Annotated in this window: 18 protein-coding genes and 1 pseudogene; 10 read left to right on the top strand and 9 right to left on the bottom strand. The window is 57.7% G+C overall.

The window, feature by feature from the left end; all coding sequences use genetic code 11:
* Positions 1 to 132: 132 nt before the first annotated feature.
* Positions 133 to 765: an MSMEG_1061 family FMN-dependent PPOX-type flavoprotein gene (locus RZ517_RS14780; RefSeq protein ID WP_338548931.1), complete on the bottom strand. Its 633-nt coding sequence runs from the start codon at positions 763 to 765 to the stop codon at positions 133 to 135.
* 56 nt (positions 766 to 821) lie between these two features.
* On the opposite strand from RZ517_RS14780, the gene RZ517_RS14775 reads away from it, so the two are divergent.
* From RZ517_RS14775 to RZ517_RS14760, 4 genes are all read left to right on the top strand, one after another.
* Positions 822 to 1,439 (top strand): glutathione S-transferase family protein, encoded by a 618-nt coding sequence (locus RZ517_RS14775; RefSeq protein ID WP_338548930.1) that lies wholly within the window; start codon positions 822 to 824, stop codon positions 1,437 to 1,439.
* 389 nt (positions 1,440 to 1,828) lie between these two features.
* Positions 1,829 to 4,783 carry an isoleucine--tRNA ligase gene (gene ileS / locus RZ517_RS14770; RefSeq protein ID WP_338548929.1) on the top strand — a complete coding sequence of 985 codons (2,955 nt, stop codon included), beginning with the start codon at positions 1,829 to 1,831 and terminating at the stop codon, positions 4,781 to 4,783.
* Between the two features lie 41 nt (positions 4,784 to 4,824).
* On the top strand, positions 4,825 to 5,067 hold the full coding sequence (locus RZ517_RS14765; protein WP_317057227.1) for a DUF3253 domain-containing protein: 243 nt from the start codon (positions 4,825 to 4,827) through the stop codon (positions 5,065 to 5,067).
* A gap of 64 nt (positions 5,068 to 5,131) precedes the next feature.
* Positions 5,132 to 6,298: a benzoate/H(+) symporter BenE family transporter gene (locus tag RZ517_RS14760; protein ID WP_338548928.1), complete on the top strand. Its 1,167-nt coding sequence runs from the start codon at positions 5,132 to 5,134 to the stop codon at positions 6,296 to 6,298.
* A 68-nt stretch (positions 6,299 to 6,366) separates the two neighbouring features.
* Here the strand turns inward: RZ517_RS14760 and map are convergent, their stop codons facing one another.
* Positions 6,367 to 7,182 (bottom strand): type I methionyl aminopeptidase, encoded by an 816-nt coding sequence (map, locus tag RZ517_RS14755; RefSeq protein ID WP_338548927.1) that lies wholly within the window; start codon positions 7,180 to 7,182, stop codon positions 6,367 to 6,369.
* 48 nt (positions 7,183 to 7,230) lie between these two features.
* The gene (gene sfsA / locus RZ517_RS14750; RefSeq protein ID WP_338548926.1) at positions 7,231 to 7,953 is read right to left on the bottom strand and encodes a DNA/RNA nuclease SfsA; all 723 of its coding nucleotides are present in this window, start codon (positions 7,951 to 7,953) and stop codon (positions 7,231 to 7,233) included.
* Between the two features lie 49 nt (positions 7,954 to 8,002).
* On the opposite strand from sfsA, the gene RZ517_RS14745 reads away from it, so the two are divergent.
* From RZ517_RS14745 to RZ517_RS14725, 5 genes are read left to right on the top strand one after another with little or no spacing between them, the layout of a single operon-like run.
* Positions 8,003 to 8,725 (top strand): competence/damage-inducible protein A, encoded by a 723-nt coding sequence (locus RZ517_RS14745; protein WP_338548925.1) that lies wholly within the window; start codon positions 8,003 to 8,005, stop codon positions 8,723 to 8,725.
* A complete protein-coding gene (locus tag RZ517_RS14740; RefSeq protein ID WP_338548924.1) occupies positions 8,722 to 9,450 on the top strand; it encodes a GNAT family N-acetyltransferase in 729 nt (242 codons plus the stop codon). The genes RZ517_RS14745 and RZ517_RS14740 overlap by 4 nt, the downstream gene beginning before the upstream one ends.
* A 39-nt stretch (positions 9,451 to 9,489) precedes the next feature.
* A complete protein-coding gene (locus tag RZ517_RS14735; RefSeq protein WP_338551174.1) occupies positions 9,490 to 10,023 on the top strand; it encodes a peroxidase-related enzyme in 534 nt (177 codons plus the stop codon).
* A 37-nt stretch (positions 10,024 to 10,060) separates the two neighbouring features.
* Positions 10,061 to 10,981, top strand: a complete 921-nt coding sequence (locus RZ517_RS14730; RefSeq protein ID WP_338548923.1) for an OmpA family protein — start codon at positions 10,061 to 10,063, stop codon at positions 10,979 to 10,981.
* A gap of 4 nt (positions 10,982 to 10,985) precedes the next feature.
* Entirely contained in the window at positions 10,986 to 11,453 is a 468-nt protein-coding gene (locus RZ517_RS14725) for a methylated-DNA--[protein]-cysteine S-methyltransferase (protein ID WP_338548922.1), read from the top strand.
* Here the strand turns inward: RZ517_RS14725 and RZ517_RS14720 are convergent.
* From RZ517_RS14720 to RZ517_RS14700, 5 genes and pseudogenes are all read right to left on the bottom strand, one after another.
* A pseudogene (locus RZ517_RS14720) lies at positions 11,450 to 12,147 on the bottom strand (CDP-alcohol phosphatidyltransferase family protein). The gene RZ517_RS14725 and the pseudogene RZ517_RS14720 overlap by 4 nt on opposite strands.
* Positions 12,148 to 12,241: 94 nt before the next feature.
* Positions 12,242 to 12,823 (bottom strand): cytochrome P460 family protein, encoded by a 582-nt coding sequence (locus tag RZ517_RS14715; protein ID WP_338548921.1) that lies wholly within the window; start codon positions 12,821 to 12,823, stop codon positions 12,242 to 12,244.
* 132 nt (positions 12,824 to 12,955) lie between these two features.
* Positions 12,956 to 13,471, bottom strand: a complete 516-nt coding sequence (locus RZ517_RS14710; RefSeq protein WP_338548920.1) for an ankyrin repeat domain-containing protein — start codon at positions 13,469 to 13,471, stop codon at positions 12,956 to 12,958.
* Positions 13,468 to 14,385, bottom strand: coding sequence for a tyrosine recombinase XerC (locus RZ517_RS14705; RefSeq protein WP_338548919.1), 918 nt, complete (start codon positions 14,383 to 14,385; stop codon positions 13,468 to 13,470). Before RZ517_RS14705 ends, RZ517_RS14710 begins: the two co-directional genes overlap by 4 nt.
* On the bottom strand, positions 14,382 to 15,071 hold the full coding sequence (locus tag RZ517_RS14700; RefSeq protein WP_422395588.1) for a DUF484 family protein: 690 nt from the start codon (positions 15,069 to 15,071) through the stop codon (positions 14,382 to 14,384). The genes RZ517_RS14705 and RZ517_RS14700 overlap by 4 nt, the downstream gene beginning before the upstream one ends.
* A gap of 248 nt (positions 15,072 to 15,319) precedes the next feature.
* Between RZ517_RS14700 and RZ517_RS14695 the strand changes: the two genes are divergently transcribed.
* Positions 15,320 to 16,237 (top strand): dimethylarginine dimethylaminohydrolase family protein, encoded by a 918-nt coding sequence (locus RZ517_RS14695; RefSeq protein ID WP_338548917.1) that lies wholly within the window; start codon positions 15,320 to 15,322, stop codon positions 16,235 to 16,237.
* 82 nt (positions 16,238 to 16,319) lie between these two features.
* Here the strand turns inward: RZ517_RS14695 and fsa are convergent, their stop codons facing one another.
* Positions 16,320 to 16,973: a fructose-6-phosphate aldolase gene (gene fsa, locus RZ517_RS14690; RefSeq protein WP_338548916.1), complete on the bottom strand. Its 654-nt coding sequence runs from the start codon at positions 16,971 to 16,973 to the stop codon at positions 16,320 to 16,322.
* Positions 16,974 to 17,028: the final 55 nt, after the last annotated feature.

The following is a 17,028-nucleotide window of genomic DNA, read 5'->3' as shown; positions in this document are numbered from 1 at the left end:
TCGAGCCGCGAAGCATGGTTAACGCGCTGAAAACAAGAGAAAACGGCATGTCGGTATCACGTCGGTGTTACGTCGGTATTGCGCCGGTGCGGTATGAGGCATTGGTCCAGGTAAACGCAGCGCGCGCCGTGGTTACTCGTCGTAAAGCCTGTTTTCCTCATTGTTGCGCAAATGGGCGTGCATGTCGTCATAGTCCACGTCGAGCTGGCCATGGGCGATGAGCGCTTCGGCATAGGTGGGCAATCCCTCCGGCTTGGGATGGGCATCGGCTTGCCAGAGGCGGGAGCGGATCACCGATTTTCCGCAATGGTAGAAGGCTTCTTCGACGGTCACAATGACAGCGAAGTCAGGGATACGGCCTTTAATGGCGCATTGTTCGCGCACCTCCATGTCGCGCACCACCACAGCGCTGCCATTCACGCGCACCACCTCGGTACGGTGCGGAACAAAGAAGACAAGGCCGATGCGACCGGTCTCAAAGAGGTTCTGAAACCCGTCATAGCGGTGATTGCCGGGACGGTCAGGGATCGCGAGCGTTTTGCGGTCGAGCACCTTCACAAAGCCCGCCGGGTCGCCTTTGGGCGAGACATCCATGTTGCCGGACTTGTCCACCGTGGCCATGGTCAGGAATGTGGAATGTTCGATCCAGACGCGGATATGATCATCCACATGGTCGATGAATTTACCCGTCTGGCTGTCATAGGGCCGCCGCATGTCGGCGTAGATCTGGTCGATTGAGGTGACGATATCTTTGGGCTGGTACATGGGTCTTCTTTGCGAGAGGGTTGGGGTCACGCACAGTCTGACCGAAGAGGGGACTTATGTACAAACTGTATTACGCCACTGGCAGCGCCTCTATGGGGGTGCGGGTGGTGCTCGAAGATATTGGCGTGCCTTATGAACTTCTCGACACCACGATAGAGCCTGGGGAGCCGCGCCCGGATGCGCAGCTTGCGGTGAACCCCAATGGCTGGGTGCCGGTGCTGCTTTGGGATGGCGGTGCGATGTATGAAGCGGCTGCGATCACGGTGTTTTTGTGCGACAGGCATCCAGAGGCGGGGCTGGCCCCGGCAGTGGATGCGCCTGAGCGGGCGCAATTCTTGCAGACCTTGGTCTATTTCTCCAACACAGTTCAGACCGCGTATCAGCAGACCTATTATCCGGATCGGTTTGTGGAGGATGCGGCGTTGGAGGCTGATGCCGTGCGGCGGGGGTGCCGGCGGTTGCGGGAAAGCTGGGGCGTGATTGACCGCCAAATCGGAGAAGGGCGCTGGGTTCTGGGGGAGCGCTTTAGTGCTGCGGATATCTATCTTTACATGCTGACGACTTGGCTGAGTGATGCGAAGGGGCATCCTCAGTTGGCGGAGTTTCCGAACGTGGCGCGGGTTGCAGGTGCGGTGGCGGAGCGGGAGAGTGTGCAGCGGGTTTATGGGATTTGAGCCGGGCCTGCGACGGCCCGTGGGATGGCGCTCTTGCAGATGTTCTGTGCCGTTTATGGCTGCCAAATACCTCTTCAATTCGATTGGTGCACTTGCATTGACAAAGCACCAGCCCGCCGGAACGGGCCGTCGTTGGTCCGGCGCGCTTCGCGCTTGATTCCGGGCTGGGGGTTAGCAGAACGGCTTTTGCTCTTTTCAAGCCCCCGCATTCATTCTTGCCCCCACCTTCGCCCCTGCCTATAACCGCGCCATGATGTATCCACGTGCCATCATTATTCGAATTATATGCCCGGCGCTCTGAGAGACGTGAGCCGCCGGGACAAGGCGTTTGGAACCCCGCGCCGCCCCCTGATTTTCCAAGACACCTGACGACGAAAAGGACGCATCCGATGTGCGCCGACACGACCGATACGACACCCGATTACAAAGACACGCTGAACCTGCCGCAGACCGAGTTTCCGATGCGCGCGGGCCTGCCCAAGCGCGAGCCGGACTGGCTTGAGCGGTGGAATAAGCTGCGTGTTTACAAGCGTTTGCGCGACAAGGCGGAAGGACGGGAGCCGTTCACGCTGCATGATGGACCGCCCTATGCGAACGGGCATCTGCATATCGGGCATGCGCTCAACAAGATCCTGAAGGACATGGTGGTGCGGTCCCAGCAGATGATGGGCCGTGATGCGCGCTATATCCCGGGCTGGGATTGTCACGGGCTTCCCATCGAGTGGAAGATCGAAGAACAATACCGCGCCAAGGGGCAGAACAAGGATCAGGTGGACGTGGTCGATTTCCGGCAGGAATGCCGGAAGTTCGCCGAGGGCTGGATCGACATCCAGCGTGAGGAGTTCAAGCGGCTGGGTGTGACCGGGCGCTGGTCGAAGCCCTATATCACGATGGATTACCGGTCCGAGCGGATCATCGCGGAGGAATTCCAGAAATTCCTGATGAATGGCACGCTTTATCAGGGGTCAAAGCCGGTGATGTGGTCGCCCATTGAGCAGACCGCGCTGGCCGAGGCGGAGGTAGAGTATCACGACAAGGAGAGCTTTACGGTTTGGGTGAAGTTTGGGGTTGTTGGTGCCAAGGACTTTGAAGCGCAAAAAAACAACAAATTCGACTTAAGACTTCAGGGTGCAAGCGTTGTTATTTGGACCACGACGCCTTGGACGATCCCGTCGAACAAGGCGGTCGTTTTCGGCGAAGACATCGACTACGGCGTATATGAAGTCACCAAAACACCCGATGAATGTTGGGCCAATGTTGGCGACCGCTTCATCTTGGCCGACAAGCTCGCAGCTGACGTAATGTCGCGCGCGCGTTTGGACGACGCGATGTGGAAACGTGTTCGGGATATAGATGCAAAAGAGTTGTCTAATCTCAAACTTGCCCATCCATTGCGAGATGCCGAAGGCTCCAACGGCGAATGGGACGACCTGCGTGATTTTCGTGCGGCTGACTTTGTTACCGATGAAGAAGGCACCGGGTTCGTCCATTGCGCTCCGTCCCACGGGATGGAGGAATATGAGCTTTACCGTGATCTGGGCATGCTGGAGCAGGTCATCACCTATAACGTCATGGATGACGGGTCGTTCCGGGCCGATCTGCCGTTCTTTGGCGGCACCTATATTCTGAGCCGGAAGGGCAAGGAGGGAGATGCCAACACGGCGGTGATCAACAAGTTGGTGGAGGTTGGCGGTCTGCTGGCACGCGGCAAGATCAAGCATTCCTATCCGCATTCCTGGCGCTCGAAAGCGCCGATCATCTATCGCAACACGCCGCAGTGGTTTGCCGCCGTGGATAAGGTTGTTGGCGATGGGCAGGATGAGTACGGCACGACGATCCGGGAGCGGGCGCTGAAATCGATTGACGAGCTGGTGCAGTGGACGCCACAGACGGGGCGCAACCGGCTTTATTCGATGATAGAGGTGCGGCCAGATTGGGTGCTTTCGCGCCAAAGGGCCTGGGGTGTGCCGCTGACCTGCTTCACCAAGAAGGGCGCATTGCCGACGGATGACGACTATCTACTCCGCGATGACGCGGTGAATGCGCGTGTTTTGGAGGCGTTCGAGAAAGAGGGTGCGGATGCCTGGTACAAACCCGGCGCGAAAGAGCGCTTTCTGGGCAATGACTATAACCCGGATGACTGGGACAAGGTCGATGACATTCTCGATGTCTGGTTTGACTCTGGATCCACCCATGCCTTTGTGCTGCGCGACCGGGAGGATGGGTCAGAGGATGGGCTGGCGGATTTGTATCTGGAAGGCACCGACCAGCATCGTGGGTGGTTTCACTCCTCGATGCTACAGGCCTGTGGAACCATCGGGCGTGCGCCGTATCGTGGGGTTCTGACGCACGGGTTCACGCTGGACGAGAAGGGCAACAAGATGTCCAAATCCCTGGGCAATACGATTGTGCCCGAGGAGGTTGTGAAGCAGTACGGCGCGGATATCCTACGGCTTTGGGTGGCGCAGACGGATTACACCAATGATCAGCGGATCGGGCCGGAAATCCTGAAAGGGACCGCCGACAGCTATCGGCGTTTGCGCAACACGATGCGGTTTATGCTCGGGGCGCTGAGCCATTTCGGCGAGAGTGATCGCGTTGAGCCGTCGGAGATGCCGGAATTGGAGCGTTGGGTGTTGCACCGTCTCGCGGAGCTCGATCACCGGGTGCGAACGGGCTATTCGGCTTATGATTTCCAAGGGGTGTTTCAGGCACTGTTCAACTTCTGCACCGTAGAACTCAGCGCGTTTTACTTCGATATCCGCAAGGATGTGCTCTATTGCGATGGCGACACGGCAGAGCGGCGCGCGGCGCGCACGGTGATGGACATCCTGTTCCACCGGCTGACCACCTGGCTTGCGCCGGTGCTGGTCTTTACCATGGAAGAGGTCTGGCTGGAGCGGTTCCCAGGCGAGGAGAGTTCCGTGCATCTGGAGGACATTCCCGAAACGCCGAAAGACTGGCTCGATGAGCCGCTGGCGGCGAAATGGGCCGAGATCCGGCGCGCGCGGCGCGTGGTGACGGCGGCTTTGGAGGTGCAGCGGACCGACAAGGTGATTGGTGCCTCGCTGGAGGCCGCGCCTACGGTGCATGTGCGCGATGAGGCGCTGCTGGAGGTGCTGAAATCTGTGGCGTTCGAGGATATCTGCATCACGTCGGCGGTCTCGCTGACCGGTGATCCCAGCCCGGCTGAGGCGTTCCGCCTGCCGGAAGTGGATGGTGTCACGGTGGTGTTCCAAAAGGCCGAGGGCGAGAAATGTCAGCGGTGTTGGAAGATACTGCCGGATGTGGGCAGCCACGCGCATCCGGGGACCTGCGGGCGGTGCAATAGCGCGTTGGGATGAAACGGGTGGGTGGGGTGAAACCCCACCCTACGGCATATGCCATGACGGATGACGACATTGCGGATGTCTTGATGGATCTTGCGCGTGAGCGTGGGGTTCATAAGACGTTATGCCCGTCAGAGGCCGCGCGGCGGCTGGCGTTGGACTGGCGGCCTCTGATGCCGCGTATTCGGCAGGTTGCTGCGGCATTACCGCTGCACGTGACGCAAAAAGGTGAAGAGATCGACATATCGACGGCCAAAGGGGCAATTCGTCTGTCGCTTGGGCCTCAAGATCTGGCGTGATGCCTGTTTTCTGGCGAGAGCAAACCGGTTAGCCTGGCTGCATAGAAAGAGAAGAGACGCTGCTATGCCCCCGATCCAGACGATTTCCACCGGGTTTGTCGTGGCGATGGTGGGGTTTTTCAGTTCATTTCCCATTCTGCTTCAAGGCATCACCGCCGTGGGGGCCAGCCCGGATCAGGCGGCGTCGGGATTGATGGCGGCGGCGCTGTCGATGGGTCTTGCGGGGGTATTCCTCAGCCTGGTGCATCGCATCCCGGCCTCGGTGGCCTGGTCCACGCCGGGGGCGGCGTTTCTGGCGGTGACTGCGCCGGTTGAGGCGGGGTTTGCCGGGGCCGTCGCCGGGTTCGTTGTTGCCGGTGCTTTGACCGTGATTTCAGGACTTTGGCGACCCTTGGGGCGGTTGGCCGAGGCAATACCTACGCCGTTGGCACAAGCCATGCTGGCGGGTGTTCTTTTGTCCATTGTCATTCTGCCGGTGACATCGGTGATTGAGGACCCAACGGTTGTGGTGCCGATTTTGATCACCTGGTTCGTTCTGGGACGGATAAACAAGCTGTTGGCGGTGCCGGGTGCGGTGGCTGTGGCGGGGTTGAGCGTGGTGATCCACGGTGATCTTTCTGCCTATGATCCGGCCTCAATTGTGCCGAACCCCGTCTTGGTGATGCCAGAGTTTTCGATTGCGGCGGTGTTGGGGATTGGCGTGCCGCTTTACATCGTGACGATGGCCACGCAGAACATCCCGGGCCTCGCGGTTATACGGAGTTTTGGCTATGTGCCGGGTTCGCGGCCGCTTCTTGGTGCGGTGGGGGCGTTCAGTGCAGTCTCTGGGCCCTTTGGCGCGCCAGCCACATGTCTCGCGGCGATTACGGCGGCGATGTGTGCCAGTGAAGACAGCCATCCGGACAAGGAACAACGGTTCTGGTCTGCGGTTGTGGCCGGAGCGATCTACTGTGGGTTGGGTTTGTTTGCGGGCGCGATCACAGCCTTTGCCGCATTGGCCCCATCGGTGGTGCTGCCAACAATTGCCGGGTTGGCTTTGCTGGGCGTGTTCGCAGGGTCGATGACGGCAGCTTTGGCAGATGAAACCTGTCGGGAAGCATCTGTGATCACATTTGTGATCACAGCTTCAGGCGTGACTGTTCTAGGCCTTGGTGGCGCGGTCTGGGGGCTATTGGTTGGCGGCGCGGTTTATTTGGTGCAGCGCCGGTTGGACGCGCGCAACATCACATAACAGCGTGCTTTTGGGCGGCGTTCGGATTCGGGTATTTTAGACAAGAAAGAAGCCATTCTTCCGAGGCATTATTCCGTCCAGGTCGGATGGAAGCGGTTGCCGGCAGAGAGGGTGAAAATCTCGTACCCGTCTGACGTGACGCCAATCGAGTGCTCGAACTGTGCCGAGAGTGATTTGTCGCGGGTCACGGCTGTCCAGTCATCTGCAAGGATTTTTGTCTCAGGCCGACCGAGATTGACCATGGGTTCGATGGTGAAGAACATGCCTTCTTCCAGTACAAACCCCGCGCCAGCGCGACCATAATGCAGCACGTTTGGTGGGGCGTGGAACACCCGACCCAGCCCGTGACCGCAGAAATCGCGCACCACGCTCATGCGGTGGCCTTCAACATAGGACTGAATGGCGTGGCCGATATCCCCGAAGGTGTTGCCGGGTTTGACCGCTTCGATGCCTTTCATCAGAGAATCGTGGGTCACCTGAATGAGGCGTTCGATTTTGCGGCTGCGGCGGCCTGCGACATACATGCGGGATGTATCCCCATACCAGCCATCAACGATCACGGTGACGTCGATATTGAGGATATCGCCGTCTTTCAGCTTTTTATCACCGGGAATACCATGGCAGACCACGTGATTGACGCTGATGCAGCTGGCGTGTTTGTAGCCCTTGTAGCCGATGGTGGCGGATTTGGCGTCTGCCTCGTCCACCATTGCCTCAATGAGACGATCCAGTTCACCGGTGGTTTGGCCGACAAAGACGTGATCGGCGATCTCATCGAGAATCCTTGAGGCCAGCGCCCCGGCTTTGTTCATGCCAGCAAAGTCTGCAGCCTCGTGGATGCGGATACCGTCACGTGTCAGTCTGCCGCGGTGCTGTTCGTTCAAGGGGGTGTCCTCGGCTCGTTCCATGGGGTTTATCTAGGCCGAATAGCTTCAAAGGGCCAGTGTCTGAGGGTCGCAAACCGGTAACTTCTTCCCGATCTCAATACTATGAGGCGTGATTTGAGCGTGATAGGCGACGATTTCAACCCCGTGTGCTGCAGCTGTTTGCAGGGCGCTCGCATAGGTGGGATCAATATCCGCGGCCACGCTGACCTCTGTGCAATCGGTACGTTGCACAAGGTAGAAGAGTACGGCGCGATGGCCAGATGCGGCGACCTGCGCCAATTCGGTAAGGTGTTTTGCCCCGCGGGCCGTGACACTGTCTGGAAATTCGGCAATGCCCTGTTGGCGCATCAAAGTGACGGACTTCACCTCGACATAGGCATCAGGCAGGCCCGTGCCGCGTAGAAGGAAATCAATGCGGCTCTTGGTGCCGTATTTCTGCTCGGGGAGCACAGTGTCATAGGCCGATAATTCAGGGATAGTTTGGGTCATCAGGGCGGTTTTCAGCGCCCGGTTCGGCAGACTGGTGTCGACGCCGGTAAAATGGCCGTTTTCGTGATCGACGAGCCGCCAGCCGTATTTCAACTTCTTCTTGGGATCTTCATTGGGTTCGACCCAAATCCTGGTGCCGGGCTCCGCCAAGCCCATCATGGAGCCGGGGTTGGCGCAATGGGCGGTGACCTCGCGCCCATTCTCAAGTCGGATGTCGGCGAGAAACCTTTTGTAACGGCGGATGAGCGTGGCGGGTTCAAGAGGGGTTTGAAAGCGCATGAGAGCAGGCCTATACCGGGCTAACACATCATACAAGGTAAGCTGCCTCATGCCAAATCCCACTGCTGCAATGCTGGTGATCGGAGATGAGATCCTGTCGGGTAGGACCAAGGATGCGAATATGCATTTTCTGGCCTGTGCCTTGACGGAACACGGGATTGATTTGAGCGAGGTACGGGTGATTTCCGACGATGGCGGTGCGATCCAGACGGCTGTGAATGAGCTGCGCGCGGCCTACAGCCATGTGTTTACCTCTGGCGGGATTGGGCCGACGCATGATGACATTACGGCAGGCAATGTCGCGCGCGCCTTTGGTGCGAAAATTGATGTGCGCGAGGATGCGCGGGCAATCCTGCAGGCGCATTATGACCGGCAGGATCTGGAATTGAACGAGGCGCGGTTGCGCATGGCGCGGATTCCGGAGGGGGCCAGCCTGATCGACAACCCGGTGAGTGGCGCGCCGGGGTTCAGCCTTGAGAATGTGCATGTCATGGCGGGCGTGCCGAAGATTTTCCAGGCTATGTTGACCGGTCTCTTGCCGACACTGACTGGAGGTGCGCCGGTCTTGTCAGCCGCGCTTGATGTGATGCGGGGGGAAGGGGATATTGCCGGGCCTTTGGGAGATTTGGCCGACAGGTATCCCGCACTTAGCTTTGGTTCTTACCCGTTTCAACGCGATGGTCTGTTTGGCTCAAACGTTGTCATCCGTGGGCAGGACAAGGCGTCGATTGATCAGGCAATGGACGAGCTTAAAGAGCTTTTTGAGTCATGACCGGGTTGCCTGATGTTCAGACGCTATATGAGGTGACAGAACACACTTGGCCGTCCGCGGCGGTACAAGATGCAGGTGCATGGACGTTGCGAGACGGGCAAGGTGGCGGCAAGCGGGTCTCGGCGGCAACAGCGCGCAGGTCAGTTTCAAAAACCGATCTACACCTTGCTGAGACTGCAATGAAGGCCTTTGGTCAGACACCCTTGTTTATGATCCGCGAAGGGGAAGAGGCGCTGGATCAGATCCTGGAAGATGCAGGTTACGCCATTATTGATCCGGTCAATCTATATGTATGCGATATAGAACGCCTTACCATGGACCGCCCGCCCAAGGTCACCGCCTTTGACATCTGGCCACCCTTGGCCATTCAGGCAGACATCTGGGATGCGGGCGGTATCAGCGCGGCGCGGCGAGAGGTGATGGCGCGCGTGAACGGGCCCAAAACTGCGCTTTTTGGGCGTGAAAGCAGCCGTCCGGCGGCGACAGGTTTTGTTGCGATGCACAAGGGTATCGCCATGGTCCATGCGCTTGAAGTGCTTGAGCCGCACCGAGGCCGTCATATGGGCACGCATCTGACACGGCATGCCGCATTCTGGGCCGCCGATCAGGGGGCCACGCATCTGGCGGTGCTCTGCACCAAGGCCAATCAGGGCGCCAATGCGCTCTACTCTTCCCTCGGCATGACGGTTGTGGGACAGTATCATTACCGTATCAAAGAAGGCTGACGTCTCGTGACCACTGATCCCACTGCGCTTGACCTGCCTATGGTCGACCCACTTCCCGACGACACGCAGAAATATTTTGATATCTGCGAGGACAAGCTGGGTATGATCCCTAATGTGTTGAAGGCCTATGCCTTTGATATCGAAAAGCTCAATACATTCACAGCGATGTACAATGACCTGATGCTGGGCGACAGCGGGCTGAGCAAGCTGGAGCGTGAGATGATCGCTGTGGTGGTGAGTTCGATTAACCGCTGCTGGTATTGCCAGGTGGCGCATGGTGCGGCGGTTCGCGCGTTTTCGGGCAAGCCGGAGTTGGGTGAAGCGATGGTGATGAACTGGCGCGCCGCTGATCTTGATGATCGTCAAACGGCGATGCTGGCATTTGCAGAGAGGATCACGAAAGCGTCTGCCGAGACCACGGAAGCGGATCGTCAGGCGTTGCGCGATGCGGGGTTCAGTGACCGGGATATCTGGGACATTGCATCGGTTGTCGGGTTCTTCAATATGACCAATCGGGTGGCCAGTGCCACGGGCATGCAGCCTAATCCAGACTACCACGCGCAGGCGCGCTGAGGTTTCGATGCGGCGCGTGCTGAGGTCTTTCAGTTTGATGATTGCGGTGTTCGGTGGGATAGCGAACGCAATTGAGCTTGAGTTGCCGCCAGGGGCCAGTTTGAACAGGGAAATCAACAAGTCAACGACGAGTTATCTTGTGCCGACAGGTCCGTTTGATGGTACACGTATTCCCTCAATCGAAGTTGAGGGCGCGCTGACAAAACAAGCTTGGCAATTCAGTGCACCTGGATTGACTTCGCTGCAGATCATGCGACCATTGCGAGATCAGATTGCTGCGGCGGGATATGAGGTGATACTGGATTGCGCCGGGCAGGAATGCGGTGGGTTTGATTTTCGCTATCAGATCAATGTTTTACCTGCGCCCGACATGTTTGTTGACTTGTTTAACTACCGATTTCTCGTTGCAGCTTCCGAGACAGACAGTTCTAGCGCAAGCTACTTAACCTTGCTTGTGAGCCGCGTTGGCGCGGTCGGGTATTTACAGGTCACGCGGGTTTCACAGACCGGGGAAAGCGCGCCCAGCTTGAGTGTCTCTGTTGGAGTTGACGATGTGGTCGTTGCCGATAGCGGTCAGAATGAAAGCATGATCGCCCGGCTACAATCCCAGGGCCATGTCGTGCTGTCTGATCTGGAGTTTGAATCAGGATCAGGGTCGCTCGGGCCAGGCCCTTATGCATCATTAACGGCCTTGGCAGAGTTTCTAACCAAGGACGAAACGCGGCGCGTGGCGCTTGTCGGGCATACTGACACAGTGGGTGGGCTTGAGGCGAACCTGACCCTGTCAAAGCGCCGGGCCGAGGCGGTGCGCGACCGGTTGGTACGCGAATATGGCGTATCGCCGGATCAGCTTGAGGCGAATGGGGCTTCCTATCTTGCGCCGGTGGCCAGCAACCTGACCCCCGAAGGCCGGGAGACCAATCGCCGGGTTGAAGCGGTTTTGCTCAATACGGAGTAGGAATATGGCACAGGGCTATGTGACAACGGAACTGGGCCATGTACGCGTCACCTGTGAGGACGGCGCAGTCACGCGGGTGCGTTGGGGTCATATCACACCCAAAATCGAGGATGATGCGCCTGATCCGGTGTTGGACGAGGCTTTGACACAAATAGCTGCCTATTTCGCCGGAGAGCTGACCGAGTTCACAGTTCCGGTCTCGGTATCGGGCTCGGCATTCCAAAAGCAGGTCTGCGGCGCCATGCAGGACATTCCTTTTGGTGAAACGTGCACTTACGGGGATCTGGCCAAGCTGTGCGAGGCCCCGGCGCAGGCTATTGGTGCGGCCTGTGGGGGCAATCCGATTCCGATCATCATTCCCTGTCACAGGGTGTTGGGTGCCAACAACCTGGGCGGATTTTCAGGCTCCGGCGGAATCGAAGACAAGGTGTGGCTGTTGCGCCATGAGGGTGCGGCAGGTCTTTTGATCTAGCCGCGTTTGCGCTCGGGTATGATCTGTTGTGCGATGCCCGCGAGTGTGAGGTAGACGCTGGTTACAATCAGCCCCCAATGTGCCCAGCTTTCAGGGTGAAAATCGACCCAGGCGGCCCAACCTGCAAAAAGGTCCACGCCAAGGCCATCGGCAATGTAAGTGGCCGCCAACGCGCGGTGCGTACCGGGTGCACGAATTTGAACGGGATGAACATGGCGATGGCCAAGAGCGCCACGAGCGTGAGGGACACCCAGAAGTTCGGTTCAATCGCGAAGAGCACAAGCACCAGCATGTTCCAACATCCGGGGAAGCCGGAGAAAGAATTGTCTTTTGTTTTCATGCGTGTGTCTGCAAAGTACATGGCGCTTGCAAAGGTGATAACAATAATGGCGAACCATCCCGTCCATCCCGGTAGTAGTCCCGATTTGAAAAGCGCAAAGGCGGGGATGAAGACATAGGTCAGGTAGTCGATGATCAGATCAAGCAGCACACCATCGAACTGTGGCGCATTGCTCTTTACATGGTACTTCCGCGCCAGCGGGCCGTCGATACCATCCACCAGAAAGGCGACGACAAGCCAGAGAAACATCAGGCTCCATTTTTCGTCGACAGCGGCCAGCATGGCCAGCATGGCAAAGACCGCACCTGTTGCCGTCAGCAGGTGTACACCAAGCGCTTTGAGTTGGGTCGTCATTCGACTGTCATGGGCCATCGTGCCAAGTGATGCAAATGCAAAACCGCGCCAGAGGGACTGGCGCGGTTTGATGTGGTGTTAATGCCAAATGGTTCTACTGGCTGACGCGGTATTCTTCGACCGGGTAGGCCAATGCATCCTGGCTTTCCCAAGAGATATGGCAGTCGTGGCAAAAGCTTTGCTTGACCTTCATGACTTTGCCGTTGGGCTGGAGGCCAGCATAGAGCCAACCGTCTGTTTCAGGCGCTTCATCGGTGCCGACTTTGGTCATGATGAAGAGAGGGCCAGGCCGCGCTTTCTTCTTTTTGGTTGAAATCGAGATGGATTCCTTAGCCAGAACAGACCCCACCGGCATGTCGACACCTTCTTCAGCAAACTTAAGATATTGCTCGGCGGCAATATCGTTGGCGTAGGTGAAGAGGATGCGCTTGCCATGCGCACCTTGAACGGCACCTGCTGTTTGGGACGCGGTCCAGCTGCGATATGTGCTGCCGACCTCATCGCCTTCGGCGGCATAGCCTTCGGCCATCTTGGCTCCGAGGCATTCATACAGCCCGGCAATAGCGGCGTCATCAAGATCAAACGCATCTTCTACAGTGATGGCGGCGCAGTCTTCGGCGCTGGCGGCGCCGGCAAAAAACATGAATGCTGCGGCAATGGCTAGCTTGCGGATCATTGGGGAGCTCCTTCAATTCCTGCCATATCGGCAATAAATCCGTGCGCACCTTGTCACAGACCGCGTGCGGCAAGCCAATCAGAACTCCTCACATTTGCTTGAGGTATGTGACCGTTCAAATCCGGCTGCAGTTCAGTGCTTCTTTGGCTCGTAGTCGCGTACAAAATCGGCGGCTGCGTATTCCCCCAAGTGCCTGGCTTCTTCCTCTGGTGTTGCGTGGTGGTCGATTTGGGTTCGGGCAGATCTGTCTGCGCCATGTTCCATGAGAATGCAGCAAGCCTCCAGATCGCCAATGGCGGCGGCACGGTGCAGCGGGGTCCAATCATTCATACCACGTTCATTCACATCGGCACCGGCCTTGAGCAAGACGGTAAGCGCATCGTGGTTGAATGCTGCCTTGCCCGGCAAAGGATCACGCGGCCGATCAACGGCGATATGGAGCAGAGGAAATCCATCATCGACTTCGATCCGCACCGGAGCACCCCGTGAGATCATCAAACCAATGATCTCAGGCGATCCGGCCTGAACCGCGTAGATCATGACATCCGTATCTTTAGCGACATCGGGGTTTTGATCGAGAATGCGCGTCAACCCGTCAAGGTCGTCTTTCCAGATCAGTTCGTGAATATCTGGATAGTCTGCGCTCATTTCGCACGCGGATGAGTTCGCGCGTAGACCTCCATCAACCGAGAAGTGTCGACCGCGGTATAAGTCTGCGTTGTGGAGAGCGAGGCATGACCCAGAAGCTCTTGAATGGCGCGCAGGTCGCCGCCTGCGTTCAGCAGATGCGTGGCAAAGCTATGGCGCATGGCATGGGGCGTTGCGGTTGACGGCAATCCCAGCTGCATGCGCACACGCGCCATGGTCTGTTGCAAAGTGCGCGGGTTCAGCGGCCCACCGCGGGCACCGCGAAAAACCGGCTGGTCAGCCTCCATGGGGTAGGGGCAGGCGGCTATGTAGCGCTCGACCGCCTCGCGTGCGGGCGCGATGACGGGCACAATGCGTTCTTTGCCGCCCTTGCCGGTGATGCGTAGCGCCTCTCCCAGCGGCAGGTCAGACCCCAGAAGGCCAAGCGCCTCGGAGATGCGCAAACCGCAGCCATAGAGCAGGGTGACCACGGCCTCGTCGCGCTTTCCGATCCAAGGTTGCGTGGTTTGAAACGACAGTGTGTCGATCACATCCTGCGCCGCATCGGGGCTGAGCGGGCGTGGCAGTTTTCGCTGATATTTTGGCGAGCGAGCCGAGAGCACGGCGGTTGGCTCAATCCCTTCACGCTCGCTCAGCCAGCGGAAAAAGCTTTTAACGGCAGAGAGTTTGCGCGCCAGCGAACGCGGACCAACGCCGTCCCCTCGGGTAAACGCCATCCAGGCACGCATTTCTGTGACGCTGATACGTTCCAACGCACGAAGACCTTGGGCTTCGCCCTTGTGCTCTGTGATAAACGCCAGAAAATCACTGACATCGCGGCCATAGGCATCCAGCGTCGTCTGCGGCGCACCGCGCAGGGATTTCTGATAGGCCAGCCAATCTTGTAGCGCGTCACGCGCCGCAGGCGAGATCATGACAGCCAGCGGCGCATCGCTCTTTCAAAGATACCTGCGAAGAAGGACAAAAGATCGGTGCCCTGTTGCGGGTTGAACTGATGCGGGTCCTCAGCGCCCATGACCAGAAGCCCAGGCAGACGGTTTTCGCCAAAATCCAAGAGCAGACAGGCCTCAGAGCGCATGAATTCCGCCTCTGGGCCGTAGACCCGCGGGTCGCCACGCTGAATTTGCCGCAAGGTGACCTGGCGCACTGGATGTCCCTTTTCCACAGCAAGATATTGCTCGATGAAACCGGGAGCTTCGACCGAAAGGACATCGCCCAGACGCTTGACCGCCGGGTCGTCGTCATTCTGCACCGATTCCAGCACCAGCTTGATGCAATCGACCCGCAGAATCGTGGCCACATCGCCGCCGAGATCCTTCAGGAAGTTTTCAAACTCCACCGGGTCGAGCATACGCAGAATGGCGCGATGCACCTGATTGGTGCCTGCGAGGTTTTCATAGGCTGCGGCGATCACGCTGCGATGGGTGTCTTCCAACCGCTCCAGCCGCGCCTCCAGCCGGTCCATGGCGATGCCGCGCAAATCAACAATATTGTTGCCCATCGCCCGCTCATTCGCAGCGATGAGTGCACGCATAAGATCTTGATCTTCAAGAATAACATTCGGCTGCGCAATGATCTTCTCGCGCAGAACTTCGGTCATTTCAGGCTGACTGCTCACGTTACGCCCCATTTTTTTATTGGCCTCTCTTTAGCAGAGGCAGGCCCTGTGGCGCTAGTTTTATCTGTCGAGGTTTTTAGATGTTGCGGGTTTGCACGACTTGTTGTGGGCAAGGTTTGGTTTTGCCCGCCATTTGCGCCTCTTTCTGCAGATGTTGGGCCACGCTGCCCGTGTTGCTTTCTAAATTCACGACGCATATCGTCCACTCACTTGGTCAGATTGGATACAACATGAACAAATTGCAGTCCACGTCGGCATCTATCCAAGACAAACCGGTGCGTTGGGGTGTCAACGCTCAGACAGGTGTATTGACCGATGTACTGCTTGGTAAGCCAGATCATTTTCGCTGGGTTGCTCTGAACTCGATCTCCGCGGTGACCTTGGCGAATATGGAGGAAATGGGCCATCGCTTTGACAAGCAAAAAGCCATGAAGCAACACCGGCAAATGGTGGAGGTCTATGAGCGCAATGGTGTGAATGTACATTTTGCGGAAGCCGACGAGGGGCTTCCATCTTCTGTTTTCACCCGTGACTCAAGTTTCATGACGCCCTGGGGTGCTGTCATCACATCTATCCAGACGCCTCCGCGTCGCCGGGATTATGCGGTCGTCAGTGAATTCTACCACAAAGCAGGTATCCCAATTTGGAAATGGGTCACGGCCGGGCATTTTGAGGGTGGGGATTTTTGCATTTTGAAACCAGGTGTCGCCCTGCTGGGCTGGTCAGGGGATCGATCGACGAAGGAAGGTGCCGAGCAAGTCGCAGGCTGGCTTCGTGAAAAGGATTGGGAGGTTTTGGTCGCGCCTATTCCGCCACAGTTTGTGCATGTGGACGCTGTCGTTGTAATGCTCGAAAGAGGGTTGGCTTTGGTGTGCGAAGATGCGCTGCAACCCTATGCGCTTGACTACATCAAAGAGACGCACGGCATTGAGACCATCCCGGTTGCCTATGCGGATTGTGTAAAGCTGGGTGGCAATTTGGTTAGTCTTGGCAACAAGCGTGTCTTGTCGATGAGCCACAATTTGAACGTCAACAAGCAGCTGGAAGACCGCGGTTTTCATGTTGACGCGGTCGACTATGACATGTTCGCGTTAGGTGGAGGCGGTGTTCACTGCTCATGTCATGAGCTCTACCGAGAGCCTGATTAACGCTGCAAACAAATGTGCCGGTGCGCGCTAACATTGTTCATTGTTCGCGCACCGAACGTTCCCAAATCAAACACTAGGACCCTCAAACGATTTTGATATTCGCGCTTGCCGCGTCCTTCAAAAACGCATCCAAACCTTTATCCGTCAGCGGGTGCAGCGCCATTTTCTTGATCACATCGGGCGGGGCGGTCATGACATCTGCTCCAATCAGGGCGGATTGGGTGGCGTGGTTCACGGTGCGGATCGAGGCCGCGAGGATCTGGGTCTCATACCCGAAATTGTCATAGATCGTGCGGATGTCGGCGATGAGGTCCATGCCATCTAGGTTGATGTCATCGAGCCGCCCGATGAAGGGGCTGATGAACGTGGCACCCGCTTTGGCCGCGAGAAGCGCCTGGTTGGCGGAGAAACACAGCGTGACATTGACCATGTTGCCTTCGTTCGTCAGCACATTGCAGGCCTTCAGCCCATCCCAGGTGAGCGGCACCTTGACGGCGATGTTGTCGGCGATCTTGGCCAGCTTGCGCCCCTCGGCAATCATCGCGTCGGCCTCGGTGGCCACGACCTCGGCGCTCACGGGGCCATCGACCATGTCGGCGATTTCCTTGGTCACTTCCAGAATATCGCGTCCGGATTTCATGATGAGCGAGGGATTTGTGGTGACCCCATCGACCATGCCCAACTCATTGAGTTCGGCAATGGCATCAACTTCGGCGGTATCTACGAAAAATTTCATCTCAAGCAGCCCTTTTGGTGCGGGTTTGGGTTTTTCTCTTTTGGCTTTACCTCAT

Origin of the sequence: Roseovarius sp. S88 (assembly GCF_037023735.1) — a bacterium.
GTDB lineage: Bacteria > Pseudomonadota > Alphaproteobacteria > Rhodobacterales > Rhodobacteraceae > Roseovarius > Roseovarius phycicola.
The sequence above is the reverse complement of the archived record's forward strand: the minus strand, read 5'-3'. Positions and strand labels throughout refer to the sequence as shown.